Annotated in this window: 18 protein-coding genes; 2 read left to right on the top strand and 16 right to left on the bottom strand. The window is 40.6% G+C overall.

The window, feature by feature from the left end; all coding sequences use genetic code 11:
• Positions 1-285 precede the first annotated feature (285 nt).
• Entirely contained in the window at positions 286-3,075 is a 2,790-nt protein-coding gene (locus HMPREF1139_RS02650) for an EAL domain-containing protein (protein ID WP_156795009.1), read from the top strand.
• A gap of 18 nt (positions 3,076-3,093) precedes the next feature.
• Complete coding sequence (locus HMPREF1139_RS02645; protein WP_009649471.1) at positions 3,094-3,999, top strand: bile acid:sodium symporter family protein; 906 nt, start codon at positions 3,094-3,096, stop codon at positions 3,997-3,999.
• Between the two features lie 74 nt (positions 4,000-4,073).
• Here HMPREF1139_RS02645 and HMPREF1139_RS11210 read toward each other — a convergent pair whose 3' ends face one another.
• The 16 genes from HMPREF1139_RS11210 to HMPREF1139_RS02565 all read right to left on the bottom strand — a co-directional run bounded on the left by HMPREF1139_RS11210 (position 4,074) and on the right by HMPREF1139_RS02565 (position 17,202).
• Positions 4,074-4,247 carry a PLP-dependent transferase gene (locus HMPREF1139_RS11210; protein ID WP_269479231.1) on the bottom strand — a complete coding sequence of 58 codons (174 nt, stop codon included), beginning with the start codon at positions 4,245-4,247 and terminating at the stop codon, positions 4,074-4,076.
• A 110-nt stretch (positions 4,248-4,357) separates the two neighbouring features.
• Positions 4,358-4,912: a glycosyl hydrolase 108 family protein gene (locus HMPREF1139_RS02640; protein WP_009649526.1), complete on the bottom strand. Its 555-nt coding sequence runs from the start codon at positions 4,910-4,912 to the stop codon at positions 4,358-4,360.
• Positions 4,913-4,934: 22 nt separating this feature from the next.
• On the bottom strand, positions 4,935-5,348 hold the full coding sequence (locus HMPREF1139_RS02635) for a hypothetical protein (protein WP_009649552.1): 414 nt from the start codon (positions 5,346-5,348) through the stop codon (positions 4,935-4,937).
• Positions 5,345-5,629: a hypothetical protein gene (locus HMPREF1139_RS02630; protein WP_232209591.1), complete on the bottom strand. Its 285-nt coding sequence runs from the start codon at positions 5,627-5,629 to the stop codon at positions 5,345-5,347. Before HMPREF1139_RS02630 ends, HMPREF1139_RS02635 begins: the two co-directional genes overlap by 4 nt.
• Complete coding sequence (locus HMPREF1139_RS02625; protein ID WP_009649880.1) at positions 5,622-6,011, bottom strand: hypothetical protein; 390 nt, start codon at positions 6,009-6,011, stop codon at positions 5,622-5,624. Before HMPREF1139_RS02625 ends, HMPREF1139_RS02630 begins: the two co-directional genes overlap by 8 nt.
• Positions 6,008-6,496, bottom strand: a complete 489-nt coding sequence (locus HMPREF1139_RS02620) for a DUF1353 domain-containing protein (protein WP_009649501.1) — start codon at positions 6,494-6,496, stop codon at positions 6,008-6,010. Before HMPREF1139_RS02620 ends, HMPREF1139_RS02625 begins: the two co-directional genes overlap by 4 nt.
• A 64-nt stretch (positions 6,497-6,560) precedes the next feature.
• On the bottom strand, positions 6,561-7,064 hold the full coding sequence (locus HMPREF1139_RS11070; RefSeq protein ID WP_009649578.1) for a hypothetical protein: 504 nt from the start codon (positions 7,062-7,064) through the stop codon (positions 6,561-6,563).
• Between the two features lie 9 nt (positions 7,065-7,073).
• Positions 7,074-7,919 carry a hypothetical protein gene (locus tag HMPREF1139_RS02610; protein WP_009649566.1) on the bottom strand — a complete coding sequence of 282 codons (846 nt, stop codon included), beginning with the start codon at positions 7,917-7,919 and terminating at the stop codon, positions 7,074-7,076.
• On the bottom strand, positions 7,920-8,699 hold the full coding sequence (locus HMPREF1139_RS02605; RefSeq protein WP_009649456.1) for a hypothetical protein: 780 nt from the start codon (positions 8,697-8,699) through the stop codon (positions 7,920-7,922).
• A 1-nt stretch (position 8,700) separates the two neighbouring features.
• Positions 8,701-12,396 carry a TipJ family phage tail tip protein gene (gene gpJ / locus HMPREF1139_RS02600; protein WP_009649572.1) on the bottom strand — a complete coding sequence of 1,232 codons (3,696 nt, stop codon included), beginning with the start codon at positions 12,394-12,396 and terminating at the stop codon, positions 8,701-8,703.
• A complete protein-coding gene (locus HMPREF1139_RS02595) occupies positions 12,383-12,745 on the bottom strand; it encodes a hypothetical protein (protein WP_009649687.1) in 363 nt (120 codons plus the stop codon). Before HMPREF1139_RS02595 ends, gpJ begins: the two co-directional genes overlap by 14 nt.
• Positions 12,742-13,353 (bottom strand): DUF1833 family protein, encoded by a 612-nt coding sequence (locus HMPREF1139_RS02590; RefSeq protein WP_009649803.1) that lies wholly within the window; start codon positions 13,351-13,353, stop codon positions 12,742-12,744. Before HMPREF1139_RS02590 ends, HMPREF1139_RS02595 begins: the two co-directional genes overlap by 4 nt.
• Position 13,354: 1 nt before the next feature.
• Positions 13,355-13,690: a hypothetical protein gene (locus tag HMPREF1139_RS02585; protein ID WP_009649531.1), complete on the bottom strand. Its 336-nt coding sequence runs from the start codon at positions 13,688-13,690 to the stop codon at positions 13,355-13,357.
• Positions 13,687-15,372: a phage tail tape measure C-terminal domain-containing protein gene (locus HMPREF1139_RS02580; RefSeq protein ID WP_009649549.1), complete on the bottom strand. Its 1,686-nt coding sequence runs from the start codon at positions 15,370-15,372 to the stop codon at positions 13,687-13,689. Before HMPREF1139_RS02580 ends, HMPREF1139_RS02585 begins: the two co-directional genes overlap by 4 nt.
• 119 nt (positions 15,373-15,491) lie before the next feature.
• Entirely contained in the window at positions 15,492-16,682 is a 1,191-nt protein-coding gene (locus tag HMPREF1139_RS02575; protein ID WP_009649809.1) for a tape measure protein, read from the bottom strand.
• A 292-nt stretch (positions 16,683-16,974) separates the two neighbouring features.
• Positions 16,975-17,202: a hypothetical protein gene (locus HMPREF1139_RS02565; RefSeq protein ID WP_009649579.1), complete on the bottom strand. Its 228-nt coding sequence runs from the start codon at positions 17,200-17,202 to the stop codon at positions 16,975-16,977.
• Between the last annotated feature and the right edge of the window lie 2 nt (positions 17,203-17,204).

The following is a 17,204-nucleotide window of genomic DNA, read 5'->3' as shown; positions in this document are numbered from 1 at the left end:
AGCATTTTTGCTATATTTTGTAAATATTGCGTAAATTAAACATACTTTTTAATCAAACTCTAAACAAAATTTTAATAACATCTGCTAAATAAAACAAAAGGCTCTGTTACAAAGAAGTATTGATTTGACTTTCAAAGCAGGAGAATGGCATCCCTGTAAAAAGCTTATCCCCAGTTGCGAGTGCAACGAAGTAAAATTAATGAAGCCATAAAGCCAAACGCGATTTTTAGAAGCGAAGCGAGCGTCAATGATTTGTTATAACAAAGCCAAATAAAAAGGTTGATTTTGCCAAGCAAAAAAGAGAAACGAACGACCTCATCGATGGGGAAATTCGTATTTTTATCGGTAACGATCCTCTCTTTGATAGCCGTTACTATGCTTGAAATTTTGGGCGTAGGATACGGTTATTCAAGCTATCAAAACGAGCTTCAGGATATCAAAAAAAACCTCATAATCAAAGAACAAGAGAACTTAAGAGGCGAAATTTACAGCGTCGCCTATCAGATCAAGCAAAACTACCTATCCCAGTATAAAAATTTCACCGACGGCATAAGACAAAAAGCGCTTGATGGAACGAAGCTGGCACGCGACATGCAAGGGGGTCAAAACAGGGAGCAGACCCTAAAAAAGCTAAAAATAGAATTTGAAAATTTAGGCGATGAGAACTATCTGGTCTACGACTACAAATCGCGAAATTTGCTCTTTGGCAAAGATAGCGGCGCTCACGTCCTAGCCCTAGCGAACAACGCTTTGGACAAGCAAGCCGCGATCATGCAAAGCAGCGTGGGCAGCCAAAACATCCTTAGCTTCGCCACGGCTTACGAGCCGCTAAACATCGCCGTCATATACTCAAAAGACATCGATAAATTTAACGCTAAATTCATAGACGAGACTAAAATTTTCATAAAAAATCTCGCGTTGGATCAAAATAAATATCTATTTTTGCTCGATAAAAACTCCGACAAGATACTACTTTCAAATTCCGCCGAGCTCGAGAATAACCGATACGCGATATTCAATCAAAAACGAAACGAAATTTTAAATCAGCTGACCAGCCTCGCGAGATTTGATACCAAAGAGGGCTTTTTGACATACGAGTGGAGCAAAAACGACGGGACCAGGGCCGAGAAACTAAGCTTCGTAAAAGACATAGGTGTGCTGGGGCTCGTGCTTGGCACGGGGACTTTCCTGGACGAGACCGACAAGCTCGCGACCGCGCAAAGACAAGAGCTGTTTAATGACTTTGTCTATAAGATCGTCATTTATCTGTTTTATTTTTGTATCGTCGTTTTGCTGATACTAATGAGCGCAAAATATATAAAAAATATGTTCGATCGATCGATAGCCAAATTTAGCGAATATTTTGGCGAGCGTGAAAATACGGGCGGATATATCGCAAGCGACGAGATAGAATTTACAGAGCTTCAGACGATCGCGCAAAATATAAACGAGATCATCCGTGAAAAAGAGCGGCTAAATTTCGAGAAAAAGCAAAGCGCCATACTCCTAGCTCAATACAAAAACTCGATTGATAGCTCCGCTGTTGTGCTAAGGTTTGACACCAGAGATATGATAACCTTTGTAAACGGCGCATTTTGCGAGCTGCTAGACGTCAGTAAAAAGCAGCTGATCGGCAAGCCAAATGAAATTTTGCTGAACAAAGGGCTAAACTACGAAATTTTAAAGCAAATTTCGCAAAAAATCTGGGCTAAGCACGAGTGGCAAGGCGTCATAAAAACCTACAAAAAAGACGGTAGCGTATGTTCGCTGAAAACGAGCATCACACCGATACTAAGCGGCGATGATGAAATTTTGGAGTTCGTCTGCATCTGCCAGGACATCACGCTACTAATAGCACAGCAAGAAAAGCTGCAAAATCACCTGCAAGATCCGCTCACCAAGCTGCCAAACCGCCAAGCCCTGATAGATAAGCTAAACGAGGGCGAGGGCGGTGTATTCGTCGCAAATTTTGATATCTTGAAATTTAAACAGATCAACGAATACTACGGCTTTGAGACGGGCGATCTCATCCTCATAAAGCTAAGCAACGCCGTGCGAAGGCTGATGGAAAATAAAAATTTAGAGCTTTATAGGCTGACAAACGATAACTTCGCACTCCTGGGACGAGAGCCGGATTTTAATAAAGAGAGTTTTTTTAAATTTTGCGAGCAGGTCATCGAATACTTCAAGAACGAGGCTTTAGGCATCAAAAACAATAAATTTTACATCGACCTGGCGTTTGGCATATCCTCCGACATGCACCTCATCACCGCTGAAATGGCAAAAGACTACGCCAAAGAGACTAAAACGCCGATCGTAGTTTTCGAGGAGAAAAAAGACAAACTCATAAGCAACGTGAATTTGACTCAAAATTTAAAAAGAGCCATAGAAGAAGATCGTATCGTGCTTTACAAACAAGCCATCGTCGATAACACGAGCAATCAGGTCATAAAATACGAGTGCCTCATACGCATGATAGACGAGGACAGGAACGTGATCTTGCCGATAGACTTCCTAGGCATAGCCAAAAATTCCAACCTATATCAAAAGCTTACTGATATCGTGATAGAAAAGTCCTTCAAGCATTTTTCACAAAACAGCGACGAATTTAGTATAAATTTAGCCATCGAGGACATCCTGTCACCTAAATTTTTGGAATTTTTCAAAGCAAAGCTACAAAAATACGAAAATATCGGGCGACGTCTCACTATCGAGGTAGTCGAAGACGAGGGCATCGAAAATTTCGACAAGGTCAATCACTTCATAAACGAAGTGCGTAAATTTGGCTGCAAGATCGCGATAGACGACTTTGGAACGGGGTATTCGAATTTTGAATACCTAATGAAGATCAAAGCCGACTACATCAAGATAGATGGCTCCATGATACAAAATATCGATGAAAACGAGGAATCACGCAAAGTGGTCGAGCTGATGGTGGAATTCACTAAGAGATTTGGCATAAAAACCATCGCCGAATTCGTGCACTCAAACACCATTTTAAACACGGTCAATGCCATCGGCATAGACGCGTCTCAGGGATTTTATTTCGACAAGCCAAAGCCGCTTGAAGCTTAATATGCTATAATCGCCGCCATGAAAACTTTAATATTTCCATTTTTAGCATTTATTTTCGCCGTAGTCGCCTATTTTTGGCCCGATATGTTTGTAGGCTTTAAGCCCGCTATAACGCCGCTTTTGATGCTCATAATGCTCAGTATGGGCATCACGCTTAGTCTCGAGGACTTTCGTCAAGTGGCGAGGCAGAAATTCGCGCTGATTTTAGGCGTCGTGTTGCAGTTTCTAATCATGCCGGCGGCTGCATTTTTGATCTGTTTGGCCTTAGGACTGGAGGGCGACTTGCTAATAGGCATGATGCTGGTAGGCACTAGCGCAGGTGGCACGGCGTCAAACGTGATGAGCTACCTAGCTAAGGGCGATCTGGCGCTATCTGTTAGCATGACGCTCACTTCGACGCTACTTTCAGTGGTACTGATGCCGTTTCTCACGTGGCTATACATCGGACAAAAGATCGATGTGCCTGTAACAAATATGCTCATAGATCTCGTGCAGATCACACTTTTACCGCTCATTCTCGGTGTGATCTTAAATAAATTTTTAGGCAAAGGCGTCAAGCGTATAGAGCCGTTTTTACCGGCCGTTTCGATCGCTGTCATCGTGCTCATCATCGCTATCGTAGTCGCGCTGAATAATAAACGTTTACACGAAGTCGGTTTTATCGTCGTGATCGCCGTTATACTTCACAATGGCGCGGGATTATTTTTTGGCTACGTCGGGGCTAAAATTTTTGGCTTTAGCGAAAAGATCGCTAGAACGATCGCTATCGAGGTCGGTATGCAAAATTCCGGTCTAAGCGTGGCTTTAGCGCTCAAATATTTCTCAGGACTCAGCGCCCTACCCGGAGCGATATTTAGCATCTGGCACAACATCTCGGGCTCGCTTCTAGCCGGATACTGGGGCAGCAAGACAAAAAATAAGTAAAATACCGCGCAAAGGTAGTAAATTTACGCTTTACGCGATAAGTAGATTGCTACCTAAATTTAGGTAGCAATGATTTATTTTTTGGCCTTTATCAAAGCCTGTTTTAGATCATCTATCAGATCGTCCGCATTTTCGATGCCGATAGCCAGACGAAGTAGGTTTTGCGAGATACCGATCTTTTCTTGAAGCTCTTTTGGATATGACTCGTGCGTCATCGAGGCCGGATGTGTAAAACCGCCAAATGAAATGAGAAAAATAATCTCATTAAAATGAGAAAATTCATAAAGCGCAAATTCTCATTTCAGTGAGATTTAAAGATATAAAGAATTATTTTCTAACCACTCTCTACACATAAATTTTATACTGCTTCCGCCCGTCTATACCAGCCTCTTTGATTGACATCAAGTTCAGGATGCAGTTTAATGATCTTGTCATAAAAAGCCTTTTCTGCTTCATCGTATTCTTTGTCAAATTTTACTTCATTATATAAATTTAACGCTCTTATAGTTTGCTCGCCCATGATGCCATCATCTTTAACACCCACTATCCTTTGAGCCAGTTTTACCGCAGGTTTATGATTTGCATTGACGCCAAATACAAATATCTCCTCAGCTATCTTTTGGCCGATGATCTCATCTAGCCTCATACGTTGCCAAAATTCTTTTAGATAAAACTCCTTCACGTCCGCCTTTGTAGCTAGATCATTATATAAAAGCCTAGATGCCTCTTTCATATCTTTGCACGCCCTAAGTATATCTTTGATAGTTTTCCAGCTACGCCAGCTTGGATGAGCCCCCTCATAGATGCCCATAAAAGTAAGCCCTTTCTCATTTTTATTTTTATGTAATGCATCCGAAGCAGAGCTAAACTCAAGCTTTAACATCCTCTCATAAGCTTTATTAAAATCAGCCATTTTTTACTTTTCCTTTCTTTAATCAGTATTCCTTTGGCGGTCTTGGTATATCCTCTAAATCCTCATTATCGTATCTTTCGTTGTTTGATACACCATCCACACTCTTTTTAGCTACCATGGATATGAGAGTATCTATAAATTTATCTATCTTTTTCTTTACCCAATCGGCTCCTAGCCATGCTACCGCTCCGCCAAGCGCTATACCAAGCTCGGCATTGGCAAATTTATGAACTATCAAGGCATATGTAGCTACGCAAAAGAGCATGGATGAGCCAACTGCTACGAGCCAAGAAATACCTCTTGTTATACCGTGCCCTTTGAGTCTGACGTTTCCGCTACCAATACCCAGCATCCCGCCAAGAAACCCAACGAGCAAAGCTAAAGCATAGTTAGAAATATTATTTAAAAGATTATGCAGCCAGCTCGTATCGTTCATCTTATACAGCCTTTAAGGAGCTTTTCTACTTGTTTATAGTAGATCGCCAGTTTCTTTGCACTATCTGGATCGTTCTTGTCATATTCTGGCTTTTCGGGTAACTTTACGTCACATTTCATGGGGATATACACGTCTTGATACAGGGTTCTTGTGATGATTTCTGGTTTGTTAGCACAGCCAGCCATTATCACAGCAAAGCTAAGCAATATGATAAAAACTATCTTTCTAAGGTTTCTTTGCATAAAGTCATGAATATCTAATTTTCTTATAGTCTTAGTCATCGCCTAGCTCCCTGAATAGATCCTGATAATATACTAGCTCTGCTTCGCATTTTGTCTCTTTGGTTTTTGCTTTTTGCGGTGGCTTTATCCGCTCAAATTTAGTTTCAATCTCTTTTTTGATTTTTTGAATATCCGGCTTTGAAACTTCAAGTTGTTTGATCGCTATATTTTGTAGGTCGATTTTGGAGTTTGCCACTTGTAGGTCGGCCTCTTTGACCGCTAGGCTAGCATCTTTAAAAGCTATTTGTGTTCGTGCAGCTTTCAGATCTGCCTGCGCTTTTGAGACGTCACCTTTTAGATGCCAAATTTCGATACCGCTAACAAGCAACGTAAGCACTAAAATAGCCATGATCGATAGCCAAAATTTTATATTTAAGATCATCGCTTTGCTCCATACTTTAATATATGATAGATCCTGCACGAAACATAAAACGCATAAATTTTAAATTTCGAGCAGCCTAAACCTGTCATCATCTCACGCAAAATTTCATCGGCTTTTTTAAAAGCTTCAAACTGACCCGCAGCAAACACTCGTGCGGGCTGTTCGTCTGCACCGCCTAGCTTTGCCGCCTGCTCGCAAAGCCAGTCATGCACTACTATCGCGCTAAGATATTCAGGGCTATTTGGTGGAAATATAAACCAAAAGATACGCGGGATATTTGCTCCATTTGTTTTATAACCTACTGGAATTTTTATATCTTTATATTTATAAGGCTCAACTAACTCAAATTTATCCTTGCTAAAAGGTTTTAGTGTAGGTCGTCTTATTTTTATGCCGATATTGTCGTCCGAGCAAAGCCCATCCGCCAACGGCCCGCTAAAGCCCCTTTTGGCTTCGCAAAAAGCCGTTCCTATCCTGATTTTCATTTCATATTCCTTTGTCTATTAAAATTTAGATTTTTTGATACACAAATTATTTTATGTATAAATTTCAATCATTAAATTTAGGCATTCCCTCTAATGCCTCCTCAAGACTAGTTGGTATCTGCTTTCTACCTGCCTTAATGTCAGCTAGCAAGGCATATCCCCACTGCCATATATGCGCTCTCCATACTCCAAACTTTTCTCCCTCTGCACGAAAGTCATTGTCATATCCAGCATAAGAGCAAGCCGATACTATGCTGTCATACCCATGCTCTTTTGCTTTTGTATCAAGAATGTCTTGAACGAAAATTTTAAACGCAGTCTCTAAGTCCTCTAAGGACTTTCGATGCACCTCATAGCCAATATGATATGTCTTATCAGTCTCCTTGATTATTCTTACGGCTTCGTTCATCTCGCCTATGTCTAGAGGATAAGCATCCTCTATTACTCGCTTATATCCGTATAATACCAGTTCATCATCGTTTAAAAAGCTTACGTAGAGTAGTCCCTTGCTGGTTTCTATTATATCTTTGCTCTGGATTTGTTTGGTTTTTACGTTATATAGTTTCACTTTTGCTCCTTATAATGCTTGTATGGTTACTTTATCCCATGCAATAAGCGCAAATGGCACATACGGGACGCCGTTTTTTCTAATACCTAATGCAGCCACCGTTACCGAGCCGTCTAAAATCTTTTTATTTCTTCCTACGAATATGCAAACCGGCAAATCTTTTTCTTGTTCCGCTTCGCCGTTTTTATATGTCTTAAAATGCGCCGTAGTAATAGCAAATTCATCTAAGCTAGGATTGATCGTAGTCTCCAAAAAGCAAGCGCCTCTACTTTCGACATTGCCCCTATCGTAGCTACAAGTTATTTTTAAAACTCCGTTATATTTTTCCGGAACATCGAATAAAGGAACGATAACTGTCGTAGAACCGCCTATACCAAAGTAATCCGTGGCGGCGTTGTTGCTTTCAAATAAAACACCCGGAAACGTTCCTATATCTCCTATTGCGATCTTTGCTTGCTGAAAAAATATAAACGTGCTTTCAGGAAAATATATCTGAAGATAAAGCGGCTTATCTTGTTGAGCTGGCTCTACTAATACTACCTTAAAAGATGTTTTTGCGAGATTATCACTACCTACCGCAGTGGCATTGTTCGGTCTAAAATATGTGCTAAAGACTTCCATTTGCGCCTCTTGTTTGCCATGCACGGCGGTTATGCCGCAAAACTCCGTCCTATCTCTTTCCGTCTCATATATTGCTTTACCCCATAAGGTCAAAGTGCCGTTAAAATCCTTACTTAGCATCGGCATGGGAATTGACATACGATGAGCGTCATGGTTATAGTATTCATATCCGTTTGACGTTTGAAATATCGTTTTTATAGCGTTGCCTCCGCTTACTAAAAGCATATAGTTCATTTAAACCCTCCCCATTCTTATGTCTTTATCGGAAACTACGAAATATGCAAATGTCTCGGTCTGGCTTAAATTTTTAGGCACGTCTCGCCATTTTAAATTTACGCCGTATCCGGTTATGTTTGCTGCGTTTTGAATAGTGATGACGCCTGATTGCCCGATGTTGGCGTTTATAAGCGTTAAAATACCTTGCTCACTAAGCGTTATGTTAAAATTATCCGACAGCGATAGATCTATCTCGTTTTTTGTTTCAGCGGTGATTTTCGAGCCGTTGGCGCTATCTTTTTTATGGTATCCCTCGCTTGGAGTTCCGCCTAACTTCTCACTATCTTTTGCTGCGGCATCCACCCTTAAAAACGTTTTATCGCACTGATCTTTGTCGTAAAATTTTTTAGGCAAAGTGCCGATTTGAGCGCTTAAAGCCGATACGTTTTCTTGTATCGAGGATAGGGATAAATTTATATCTTTTTTGATTTGCGACAGCGTCAAATTTGTTTTTAACGCTTCATCCAGCTGCTCCTCGGACAAATTTATTTTTATTATGTTAGTTGCCGCTACGATGGAACAAAGCACACACCACTGGCTATTTGCGCTATTTCTAAATTTTAAATAGTGAGTGGAATCTTCGCTCGTATCAAACCATATCATGCCCGGTAACGGGTTTTGCGGAGAGAGTTCGCCAAGATTGGATGTAGCCAGAGCCGTCAGCTTGCTTGAGGCCTGCTCTCTAAAAGCTGTCCCGCTCAAATTCGCATCTATTAAAAAATCATCTGTTTGCGCCATTTTAGTATCCTTTTGCGATGTAGTTAAATTTGCGTTTTACCGCATTGCCGTTTTTGTTTAGTATCTTTATCTTAAAGCCCTTTGCGCTTTGCTGCATCAGCACGGCGTCATCTCCCGCGTTTGCGTCTATGATTATAATCTGCACCTTTGGAGCTATCGAGAATTCTTTTTCGTATGAAATCTCTATCTCTTTGCTATCTGAAATGCCAGAGCCACTCTCAAAGACATCCGGCATATCCACAACGATATTGCATGCGCTTATAAACGGCGTTATATGAATGTCGTTTGATGCTAGCGTCAGCCTAAATTTAAAAGCCAATGCCTCGTATCGCCCGTCTTTTAGGACTTCATACGGACTCCAATTTTCGCCATCCAAGCTAACGCAAATTTGCACCTGCGCACTGAAATTATCAACTTCTCCCGCTAGATTATCAATATTTTTTATAGCATCAACATTTTCTATCATGTCAAAGTTCATATTTAATTTCAGTCCGCTTACGGCTATGCTTGAGCTTATCTCGCAAGTTTTTATCGATTTTAGAGCTACTATTTTCTCGCACTCTAAAAATCCCTCCATGCTCGTTAGCTTGCGCTTTGAGACGTCAGGATTTTCATAATCGCCCGCTAAACATAGGGCATCATTGTAAATTTGCGTATCAATAAATTTGCCACTCCATTTTGGGAATTTTATGACCTCGGTAACATTTGATTGCGCTTTGCTTTCATCTATTACTAAAATACAAGGCTGTGCGCTTTCTACTCTAAGTCCGTATTCATTGATATAAAACGCCTTTAGAAGATAGCTTCCGTTAAATTCTAAATTCGCCGTAGTTTGAGAGCCCAAATATACTCTTTGTGCGCTTTGCCACTCTTCGCCCCGTCTTATCTCGTATGAAAGCTCATCGCCCAAACTTTGCCAAGTAGCCACGTTTTGTTGATGGCTTTTATAAGAAATCTCGAAGTTTGATACCTTTGGTAATTGCGAAACGTTTAAATTTAAACTAATGCTGTCGCTTTTAACATTGCTTGTATCTACTGCAACGATGGTTATGACGCTTTTTAGCTTATCTTTTGCTAGCTTTGCTCTGTTTAGAGTCGTAGTCTGCACCAAGACATTGTTTTCATAAATTTCAAACTCTTTAAAATCGATCGGTCTATCTTTATATTGCCACTCTATGACCCACTCGTTTTTTGTCTCTTTTGCTTGGATGTTTGATGCTTTTGGCGGCTTTGCTATTTTGCCTTGCACGGTGTATTCTATGCTGGCTCTTGAGCCAAGAGCATCGCTTACGCTGATCTCATACGTTTTACCATCGATAGCTTCAAACTCAAAAAACGAATCGTAGAGCTTTACGCTTTTATATGCGGTTTCTTCTTTTTGCTTATAAATCAGATCGTATGAAAGTGCGTTGCCGCTCCAAGCTATACTAACAAAGGTTCGGATATTTTTTGCAAGATCAAGCTTTATATAATCGCTCGCTCTTAAATTTCTTATTTGCAAAGAGGATTTGTTTTCGGAGCTGATTTGGGCGCTATCGTTATATATGTCTTCGTTATACTCTATCGCTGTGATATGGCGAGTAAATTCTCCGCCGGTCGAGATTTTGAGTATCCTATATAATTTACTTACCTTATTTATCTCTCCAAATGCGTAATTATCATACTTTTTAAAGGTATCAGCTCCCATATCCACTTTTATTTTATTAGGTTCAAGCCGAGCTAAAATTTGAAATTCTTTTACCTCGTTCTTGTCGTTTTTTATTTGTATGGCATAGGTCTTATCCTTTTGCATCTCAATATCTCTATCAAGTTCAATTACCCCGTTTTCACTATCATTTAAAAGCCTGCCACTAAAGCCGTATTGCGGGGTATCGTGGCTAACCTTGATGATGTCGCCGTATCTGCAAACCAAACTATCTTTATCCGCCTCAAACTCGATCGTTTCGGTCAGATAGCGGTTGCAGTTTATTTGAAAACGTCCGTAAGACCTTGCCTGCTCCTCATCCGTGCAGCCTACGAGAGTTACACCTGTTTTATTAATGACCGTAGCCGTATCGTATGTAGTATTCGTAACGGATACGATCGTCGGCTCATAGTCTTTGTTTTTGTCATAATATGTTACTTCAATAAAGTTCGCTCTATTTACGATCGGTAAAAAAGTCTGTTTGAAGCTATCTTTTAAGATATTTCCCATACCAAAAAGAAAGCTTTGCACCGGTATGAGGCCTGCTTTATCCATGATGACGTCAAATTTGCTACCCGCTTGCAATACGCTGGCGCGCCCAAGTAAGCCGATCGTATCAAGCGCCTTTGCGACACTTAACTCGCTATCAAATACGATATTGCATCTTAGCTTCTTTTCGTCGCAAAATTTAGCCCATTCTTCAAAGCCGGGACTTATCTTATCCTCGGTTATGCCACTATCTACTAGGATTTGTTTTGCGACATAGGCAGGATTATCGGAATTTGCGCTCACTACTGCAGATACGTTAGGAGCCGAACCGCTTAGCTGACCTGTAGCTAAGGCTCTAACGGCAAGTAGTGCCGTCCTAGGATAGATGAAATCATCCGAAATTATTTCAGTTATATATTCTATATAGCAGTCGGTAGCATATCTGCTTGAATCAGGGATAGGATAGCTGTGTTTTACTCTTATATAGTATCTTGACGCGGCCAGACCCGTCTTTTTGAAGGTTTTCCTAACGGCTGCGGTAGTAGCTCCGCTTATACCCATGCTCTCGACGATCCAGTTTTTATTGTCAGTAGAGTATTCAATGGATAAAGGTATGCCAAGTTCATCTAGCCCACCACGGTCATTAGCAGCATATATGCCTCTTGGCATCACAAAATTTATTATGAATGCCGTAACGAAATTCCCGTCGGTCGAAGTGTATGAGTATTCGCCTTTTGGATCGAGCTTTTTGCTTACGGGCTTGTCGTAGCTGGTATCGTTAAAGCTAGGTATGAGCTCTTGAGTCAGTTCGCCCTTTCTTATCTCATAAGTTACGTTTTTAAAATTCGTTACGGATTCATTATTGATCTTTATATCGCTTACGCTTTTTATCAACCCGTCATTTAGTGCATAAAGCCCGTTAAAATACTGCTTGCTGTCGATTACTTCTATATAGCTTGCGATAAGTGGCGGCGTTATCTTATGCGTGCCGAAAATCTTTGGTATCGGTGCGCTTTGCATTGCTTGATTTGTTGCTCTCGCCCAGCTATATGTTTGAGAGTTTTTAAAATCTTGCTTGTTAAAGTCAAGACTCATGTTTGGTTTTGGCATAAGGGCATTTACAAGAAGTCCGCCTACCGCAGCTACGGTAGCGGACACTATAGCCGTTCCGGTAGCGGTGCTGACGCCTAGTGCGCTACCTACGCTGGCACCATACGCAGCACCTGCCCCGTAACTTACTATCGTTATGGCTATCATAGCTACGATGCCTATTATCTTTTTACCTCCGCCACCGCCACCCTTTGGAACGATAGTTATGTTTATGATGTCGCCGGGATTTATCTCGAAAAACCCTTCTTCGATGACGCTATTTCTTGAGACCACGAGGTCGTAAATCCCATTATCGTATTTTAAATCTTTTAAAATTTCATCGATATTTTTATAAATCTTATCGGTTACGATAGTTCGCTCAAGCGGATTTAGGACGTTATGATAGGTTATTATCTCGGTCTTATTTGTAGTCATAATAGCCCTCTACTAGTTTCTCGTAAATTTTAATGTTTTCCATTATCGCCCCGGTTTGACTAGTGGTATGTATCAGATGGTTTTCATCTATCATATAACCAAAGTGAGTTACTATCTTTGGATGAGCCATATCGTATCTTAGGGCGACACAAACGCCTTTTTGCCTATTGACTCTGTGCCAATTGCTTGAGATCTCGGCTAAAAATTCACTAAATACCATTTTTGCCCTATCATGCGGGCTGCGAGCAGGCGGGATGACGATACCGCGTTCTATCTCGTAACATTTCCTGACAAGAGCAAAGCAATCAAGCTCGCTAAATGGCGTGCCTATCAAGTCCGCGACCCTCATCTTTTGTAACCTCCTTGTATGCCTAAAAAGCCCCCAAACCTTACGGAGTTATTTTTGGCCCTGCAATCAGCCAAACTTTTATTGCAACCAGTAGCGTTCCCGGTATATCCGCAACACTCATCTTTAAATTTAAACGGACAATAATCCTTATACATTTTCCTTATCGGGTAACTCATATTAAAAAGATTTTGCGAGCCTAGATTAAAGGTTACGTATTGGCTATCGCTATTAAAGTCCGTGAGTTCGAAGTATTCTTCTAATATCGACTCGTTCAAATCTTTGGTGTTTAAAACATAAACGGTAGCTTTTATCGCCGAATTATCCACACCATGAACCCTTAAATACCGATCATACATTTGAACGTAATTTTGCATCGCGCGACTAGTATTGTCTATTTGAAGCTGAAACTGCGGAACCTCGCCTTTTGCAGTCTTTATCTCGCTTATATTAAATGGAAATGCAATAAATTCATTATTCTTAAAAATTATGTTTTCGGAATTTCTTACTATACGCACGATCGGGGTATCGGGTATCGCGATCTCAAGAGCGACCAACAAAACTCCCTCACTATCAAGAGCATTTAAGTCTTTTATAGTATTAAGCGTCATCTCATACCTCTACTAGCTCGATTTTTGTAGAGCAATAACCTTGAACGTCATCGGTTGCTTTTATCTCATCCATTGCAAACACGCAAATTTTAGTTTCGTTTTCAAGCGGATACTTAAACTCGAATTTAAGCCCCTGATTCGCTATAAAAAAATCCTCTAAAATTTTAAAATCCTCATGTTTTAGCCCCGGATAGTTAAGGCTATATTTGCTCTTTGGCTTCGTCCATTTTTTGCGACTAAACGTGTATCCGCTCTCGCTTTGAGAGCGATAGCTTGGATTTTGTAAGGTGCGGGTAGAGCCGACTATTATTGGCGGATAGGTCGGGTATTTATTCATCGTCCGCCTCCTAAGACATCGCGCATACCCATTTTATTTGTCTGAACCGCGCCTATTACTATGCTTATGACTTGCTCTTCCATGTTTTGTCTTGAACTCACATTCGTTACTTTTACGTCCTCTCTTGTTTGATTTATCACTTCGATTTTTATATTATTTGGTGAGCTATCTACCTGCGCTTTTACACCCAAATCCCCACCGCTTGTCCTTGTTAGTGGTATGATAGCTTCGGGGCTTCCGCCATTCTTTTCACCCATTACGCCAAGATTAGGCATACCACCCTTTGCGAATTTAAAATAAGTTGGTCTTGAGACGACAGAATTTACGTATCGGTGCAGATCCGGGCTTGAAAAGACGTTGCCTTGTGCGCTATAAACCGAACCGCCGGTCGTTAAAGCTCCGCCTCTAGGGCCGCTTGAATTTAATAGACTTTGAGCCCCGCCGCTTCCGCCGAAATAATTTTGGATGCCACTTGTAAGAGCGTTTGCGATAGGCTGGATAACTAGCATCTTCATCAAAGAATTAGCTAGGCTTTGAAGTATGTTTTGTGCAAGGTCGCCAAATTTCATAAATTTATCGCTTGAATAATCTAAAAAGCTTCCCATTGCGGTTTCAAGCGACGAGATAGTGCTCTTTGCAACTTGACCCCAGCTACTTGCATCAAACATTTGTTTTTGGTATAGTTGCTCCTCGAGGGCTAACGCCTTTGCATAATATTCTTGTGAAATTTCACCTTTTTTTAACATCGCTTCATATTGCTCTAATGCGTGATCATGCTCGATAGAGACAAGCTCCATCCTCTTTTGCGTCTCATCCACTATTAGCTCGGTTTGGCGTTTTTGGAGGTTGAATTCTCTATCTTTTAGCTGTAAATGCTCGTTTATCTGCTTTATATTTGCTTGACGAGCCTTGTCCTGGCTATCTTTATCAAAGGCTGATTTGGATAGAGCTATCATCTTTTCTATCTCGCCACTACCAATGCCAGAGCTTTTTAGCTTTTGCCTTAGCTCGGCTTCTTTTATAGCCCAAAGACTTGCATAATCTTTGATTTTTTCGTAGTAGTCTTTGTAAATTTCATTTTTTGCTTTTAAAGTCCTTTGGGTAGCTTCTTTATCGTATTGCTCGATCAGTATCTCTTTTGCTTTGGCTGCTTCTTTGGCATTTACTCCATCGCTTAGCCACTTTTTATATTTTTCGTTGATCTCGCTTAGTTTTCTAGAGCGTTCGCTCATGCCAACTCTTGCTACTTCGAGATTGGCTTGATTTAATGCTGATAGTCCATCGACCTCTTTCTTGTTGAAATTTGAAAGTTCTCTTTGATAGTTACCATATTGTTTTTGTGCTTTTTCTAGACCAAGCGCTCGTTTGTCCTCGAGCCCTTTATCAAGATACCTGACCCCATTTAGCTTTTCTATCTCTTTTTTGGTCTGATCTATATCTTTCTTGATTTCGCTTTGCACCCTGATGTTTTTATACTTTTCAAGTAGCCCATCAAGCTCTTTACTAGCTCCTCTAAAAGCATTTTCCATGCTAGACGGGTTATTTAGCTCTTCAATTAGATTTTTGGTAGTTTTGATTTTTTCATTTACATCGTTAAGCTTTTGCTCAAATTTACTAGCTCCTGCATTTATACTTCTAAAAGCTTCATCCCTTATGCTCTCATCACTGATCTCTTCATCCAAACTATTTAATGCCTGTTCGCTGGCCTCTAAATTTTTGATAAGCTTTGCTTGCTCTCTTTGCAGATCTACCAGCGTGAGTTTTAGTTCATTTATGCTTAGTTTTTTAAGCTCTTCATTGGTTAAGGCAAGTGAGTTTTTAAGCCGTTCGTTTTTTCTTTTACATCTAAAAAATGCTCTCCTAGCTGAATCAAGAGTTCTGACGCTATTAAGAAGCCTACCGTAGGCAAAAATCTCATCATAGCACCCTTTAAGACACCAAGCGCTGCCGTAGAGGCGCTTATACCGATCTTAAATGCATCGCTCGCAGTCTTCGCGCTCATAAGAGAAGCTATGAATGAATTTGCAGAAAACACTTGTAGCACCTTAGAAAACATTTGTGTCCTTAGCTTTGCTACGGCTATGTAGGCACTATACCCGCTTAGCGCCACTAATAAAACCTTAATGACATGCGTAAATGCTTGCGTATATGGGGCAATAGCGTTTATCGCACTTGATAATGCATTAGTCGCCATTGCGATCAGCTTCGTAAAACCTGTGCTTTCATTTAGCCTTCCTAAGAGATTTTGAACGCTATTGCCAAGAGTTACCATGCTTTGAGATATGGTCGCAGGCATTTGTAAAAATTCTTTCTCGATGACGTCTTTTTGCTTATAAAGTGCGTTAAATACAGTTTCTGCGGTCAGTTTGCCTTGCTCGGCCAGCTTTCTAAGCTCTCCTATGCTAACACCCATACCGTCTGCTATGGCTTGTGCCAGGCGTGGTGTTTGCTCCATTACCGAGGCTAGCTCTTGTCCTCTTAGGCTATCGGCTGCTAGACCTTGGGCGAGCTGCACCAAGGCAGCATTTGCACTATTTGCACTTGCGCCACTGACTATTAAAGACTGACTCACGGCTTTGGTGACTTCAAGCATCTTGCTTGAGCTTATGGTTGTATTTTTTAGATTATTTGCGAACCTCGTATATAGATCAGTCGTTTCGGTAAAACTTACTCTCGAGCTATTTGAGATATTTAAAATTTGCTCGCTTAAAGCTTTTAGTTCCTCGGAGCTTTTGGTGGCCAGCTTTAGCCTGCCCATAGCATTTGAAAAAGCGTCGATCGAAGCAAGACTTCCTTTGAACGCATTGCTTATACCAGTTATCACAAACCCTACTGCAGCTAGTTTGCCGATGGTACTTCTTAGGGCGTTGGCATAGGTATCGACATTATTTATGCTATTTCCGAGCTTATTTACCTCTTCTCGCATAAGTGTTACGTTTTTGGTTTCTCCGTCGATGGTTATTTTTATTTTTATATCATTACTGCTAGACATATTAAATTTTTACCCCTTTTGTGGTATAATCATATAAAAATAAGGAGGCTACTATGAGAGATTTAAGCTCTGTGACATTAGGACTCGCTTGGACATGTGTCAAAGCCATAGTTTTAGGCATAGTCCTTATATTCTCCTTGTTTATACTTCTTTCGGATTTCCCGACGCTTGTCGCGCTTGCCACAGCAGTCGGTTTATACGCCATCATTGACTTTACATACCATTTTATAAAATTGCGCAAAAGCATTTTGGAGCGCGAAAGCCTTAATAGCAAAATTTAACTCGCTATTTATCACTTTTGCTCCTTTATCATTTCGTTCATAAGCTCTTTACATATTCCATAAAGCCATAAAAAATCTATTTTATGAGCCTTTGAAAATTCTTTTATGACTATGCTTTCTAAGCTAAAACAAGCCCCGTTAAATCCACTTTTTACATTTAAAGCAAGACTAAAAGCCATATATATGAGCCTTTCAAACTCATCGAGCCCGAATTCATCCGGGCTCATTTTTAAACTCACAA

The sequence above is a fragment of the Campylobacter sp. FOBRC14 genome (assembly GCF_000287855.1).
GTDB lineage: Bacteria > Campylobacterota > Campylobacteria > Campylobacterales > Campylobacteraceae > Campylobacter_A > Campylobacter_A curvus.
The sequence above is the reverse complement of the archived record's forward strand: the minus strand, read 5'-3'. Positions and strand labels throughout refer to the sequence as shown.

Coding starts and splice junctions, on each gene's coding strand:
- HMPREF1139_RS02645 (WP_009649471.1), top strand. CDS start 3,094: ATGAAAACTTTAATATTTCCATTTTTAGCATTTATTTTCGCCGTAGTC.
- HMPREF1139_RS02640 (WP_009649526.1), bottom strand. CDS start 4,912: ATGGCTGATTTTAATAAAGCTTATGAGAGGATGTTAAAGCTTGAGTTT.
- HMPREF1139_RS02635 (WP_009649552.1), bottom strand. CDS start 5,348: ATGAACGATACGAGCTGGCTGCATAATCTTTTAAATAATATTTCTAAC.
- HMPREF1139_RS02630 (WP_232209591.1), bottom strand. CDS start 5,629: ATGACTAAGACTATAAGAAAATTAGATATTCATGACTTTATGCAAAGA.
- HMPREF1139_RS02625 (WP_009649880.1), bottom strand. CDS start 6,011: ATGATCTTAAATATAAAATTTTGGCTATCGATCATGGCTATTTTAGTG.
- HMPREF1139_RS02620 (WP_009649501.1), bottom strand. CDS start 6,496: ATGAAAATCAGGATAGGAACGGCTTTTTGCGAAGCCAAAAGGGGCTTT.
- HMPREF1139_RS02610 (WP_009649566.1), bottom strand. CDS start 7,919: ATGAACTATATGCTTTTAGTAAGCGGAGGCAACGCTATAAAAACGATA.
- HMPREF1139_RS02605 (WP_009649456.1), bottom strand. CDS start 8,699: ATGGCGCAAACAGATGATTTTTTAATAGATGCGAATTTGAGCGGGACA.
- gpJ (WP_009649572.1), bottom strand. CDS start 12,396: ATGACTACAAATAAGACCGAGATAATAACCTATCATAACGTCCTAAAT.
- HMPREF1139_RS02595 (WP_009649687.1), bottom strand. CDS start 12,745: ATGAGGGTCGCGGACTTGATAGGCACGCCATTTAGCGAGCTTGATTGC.
- HMPREF1139_RS02590 (WP_009649803.1), bottom strand. CDS start 13,353: ATGACGCTTAATACTATAAAAGACTTAAATGCTCTTGATAGTGAGGGA.
- HMPREF1139_RS02585 (WP_009649531.1), bottom strand. CDS start 13,690: ATGAATAAATACCCGACCTATCCGCCAATAATAGTCGGCTCTACCCGC.
- HMPREF1139_RS02575 (WP_009649809.1), bottom strand. CDS start 16,682: ATGTCTAGCAGTAATGATATAAAAATAAAAATAACCATCGACGGAGAA.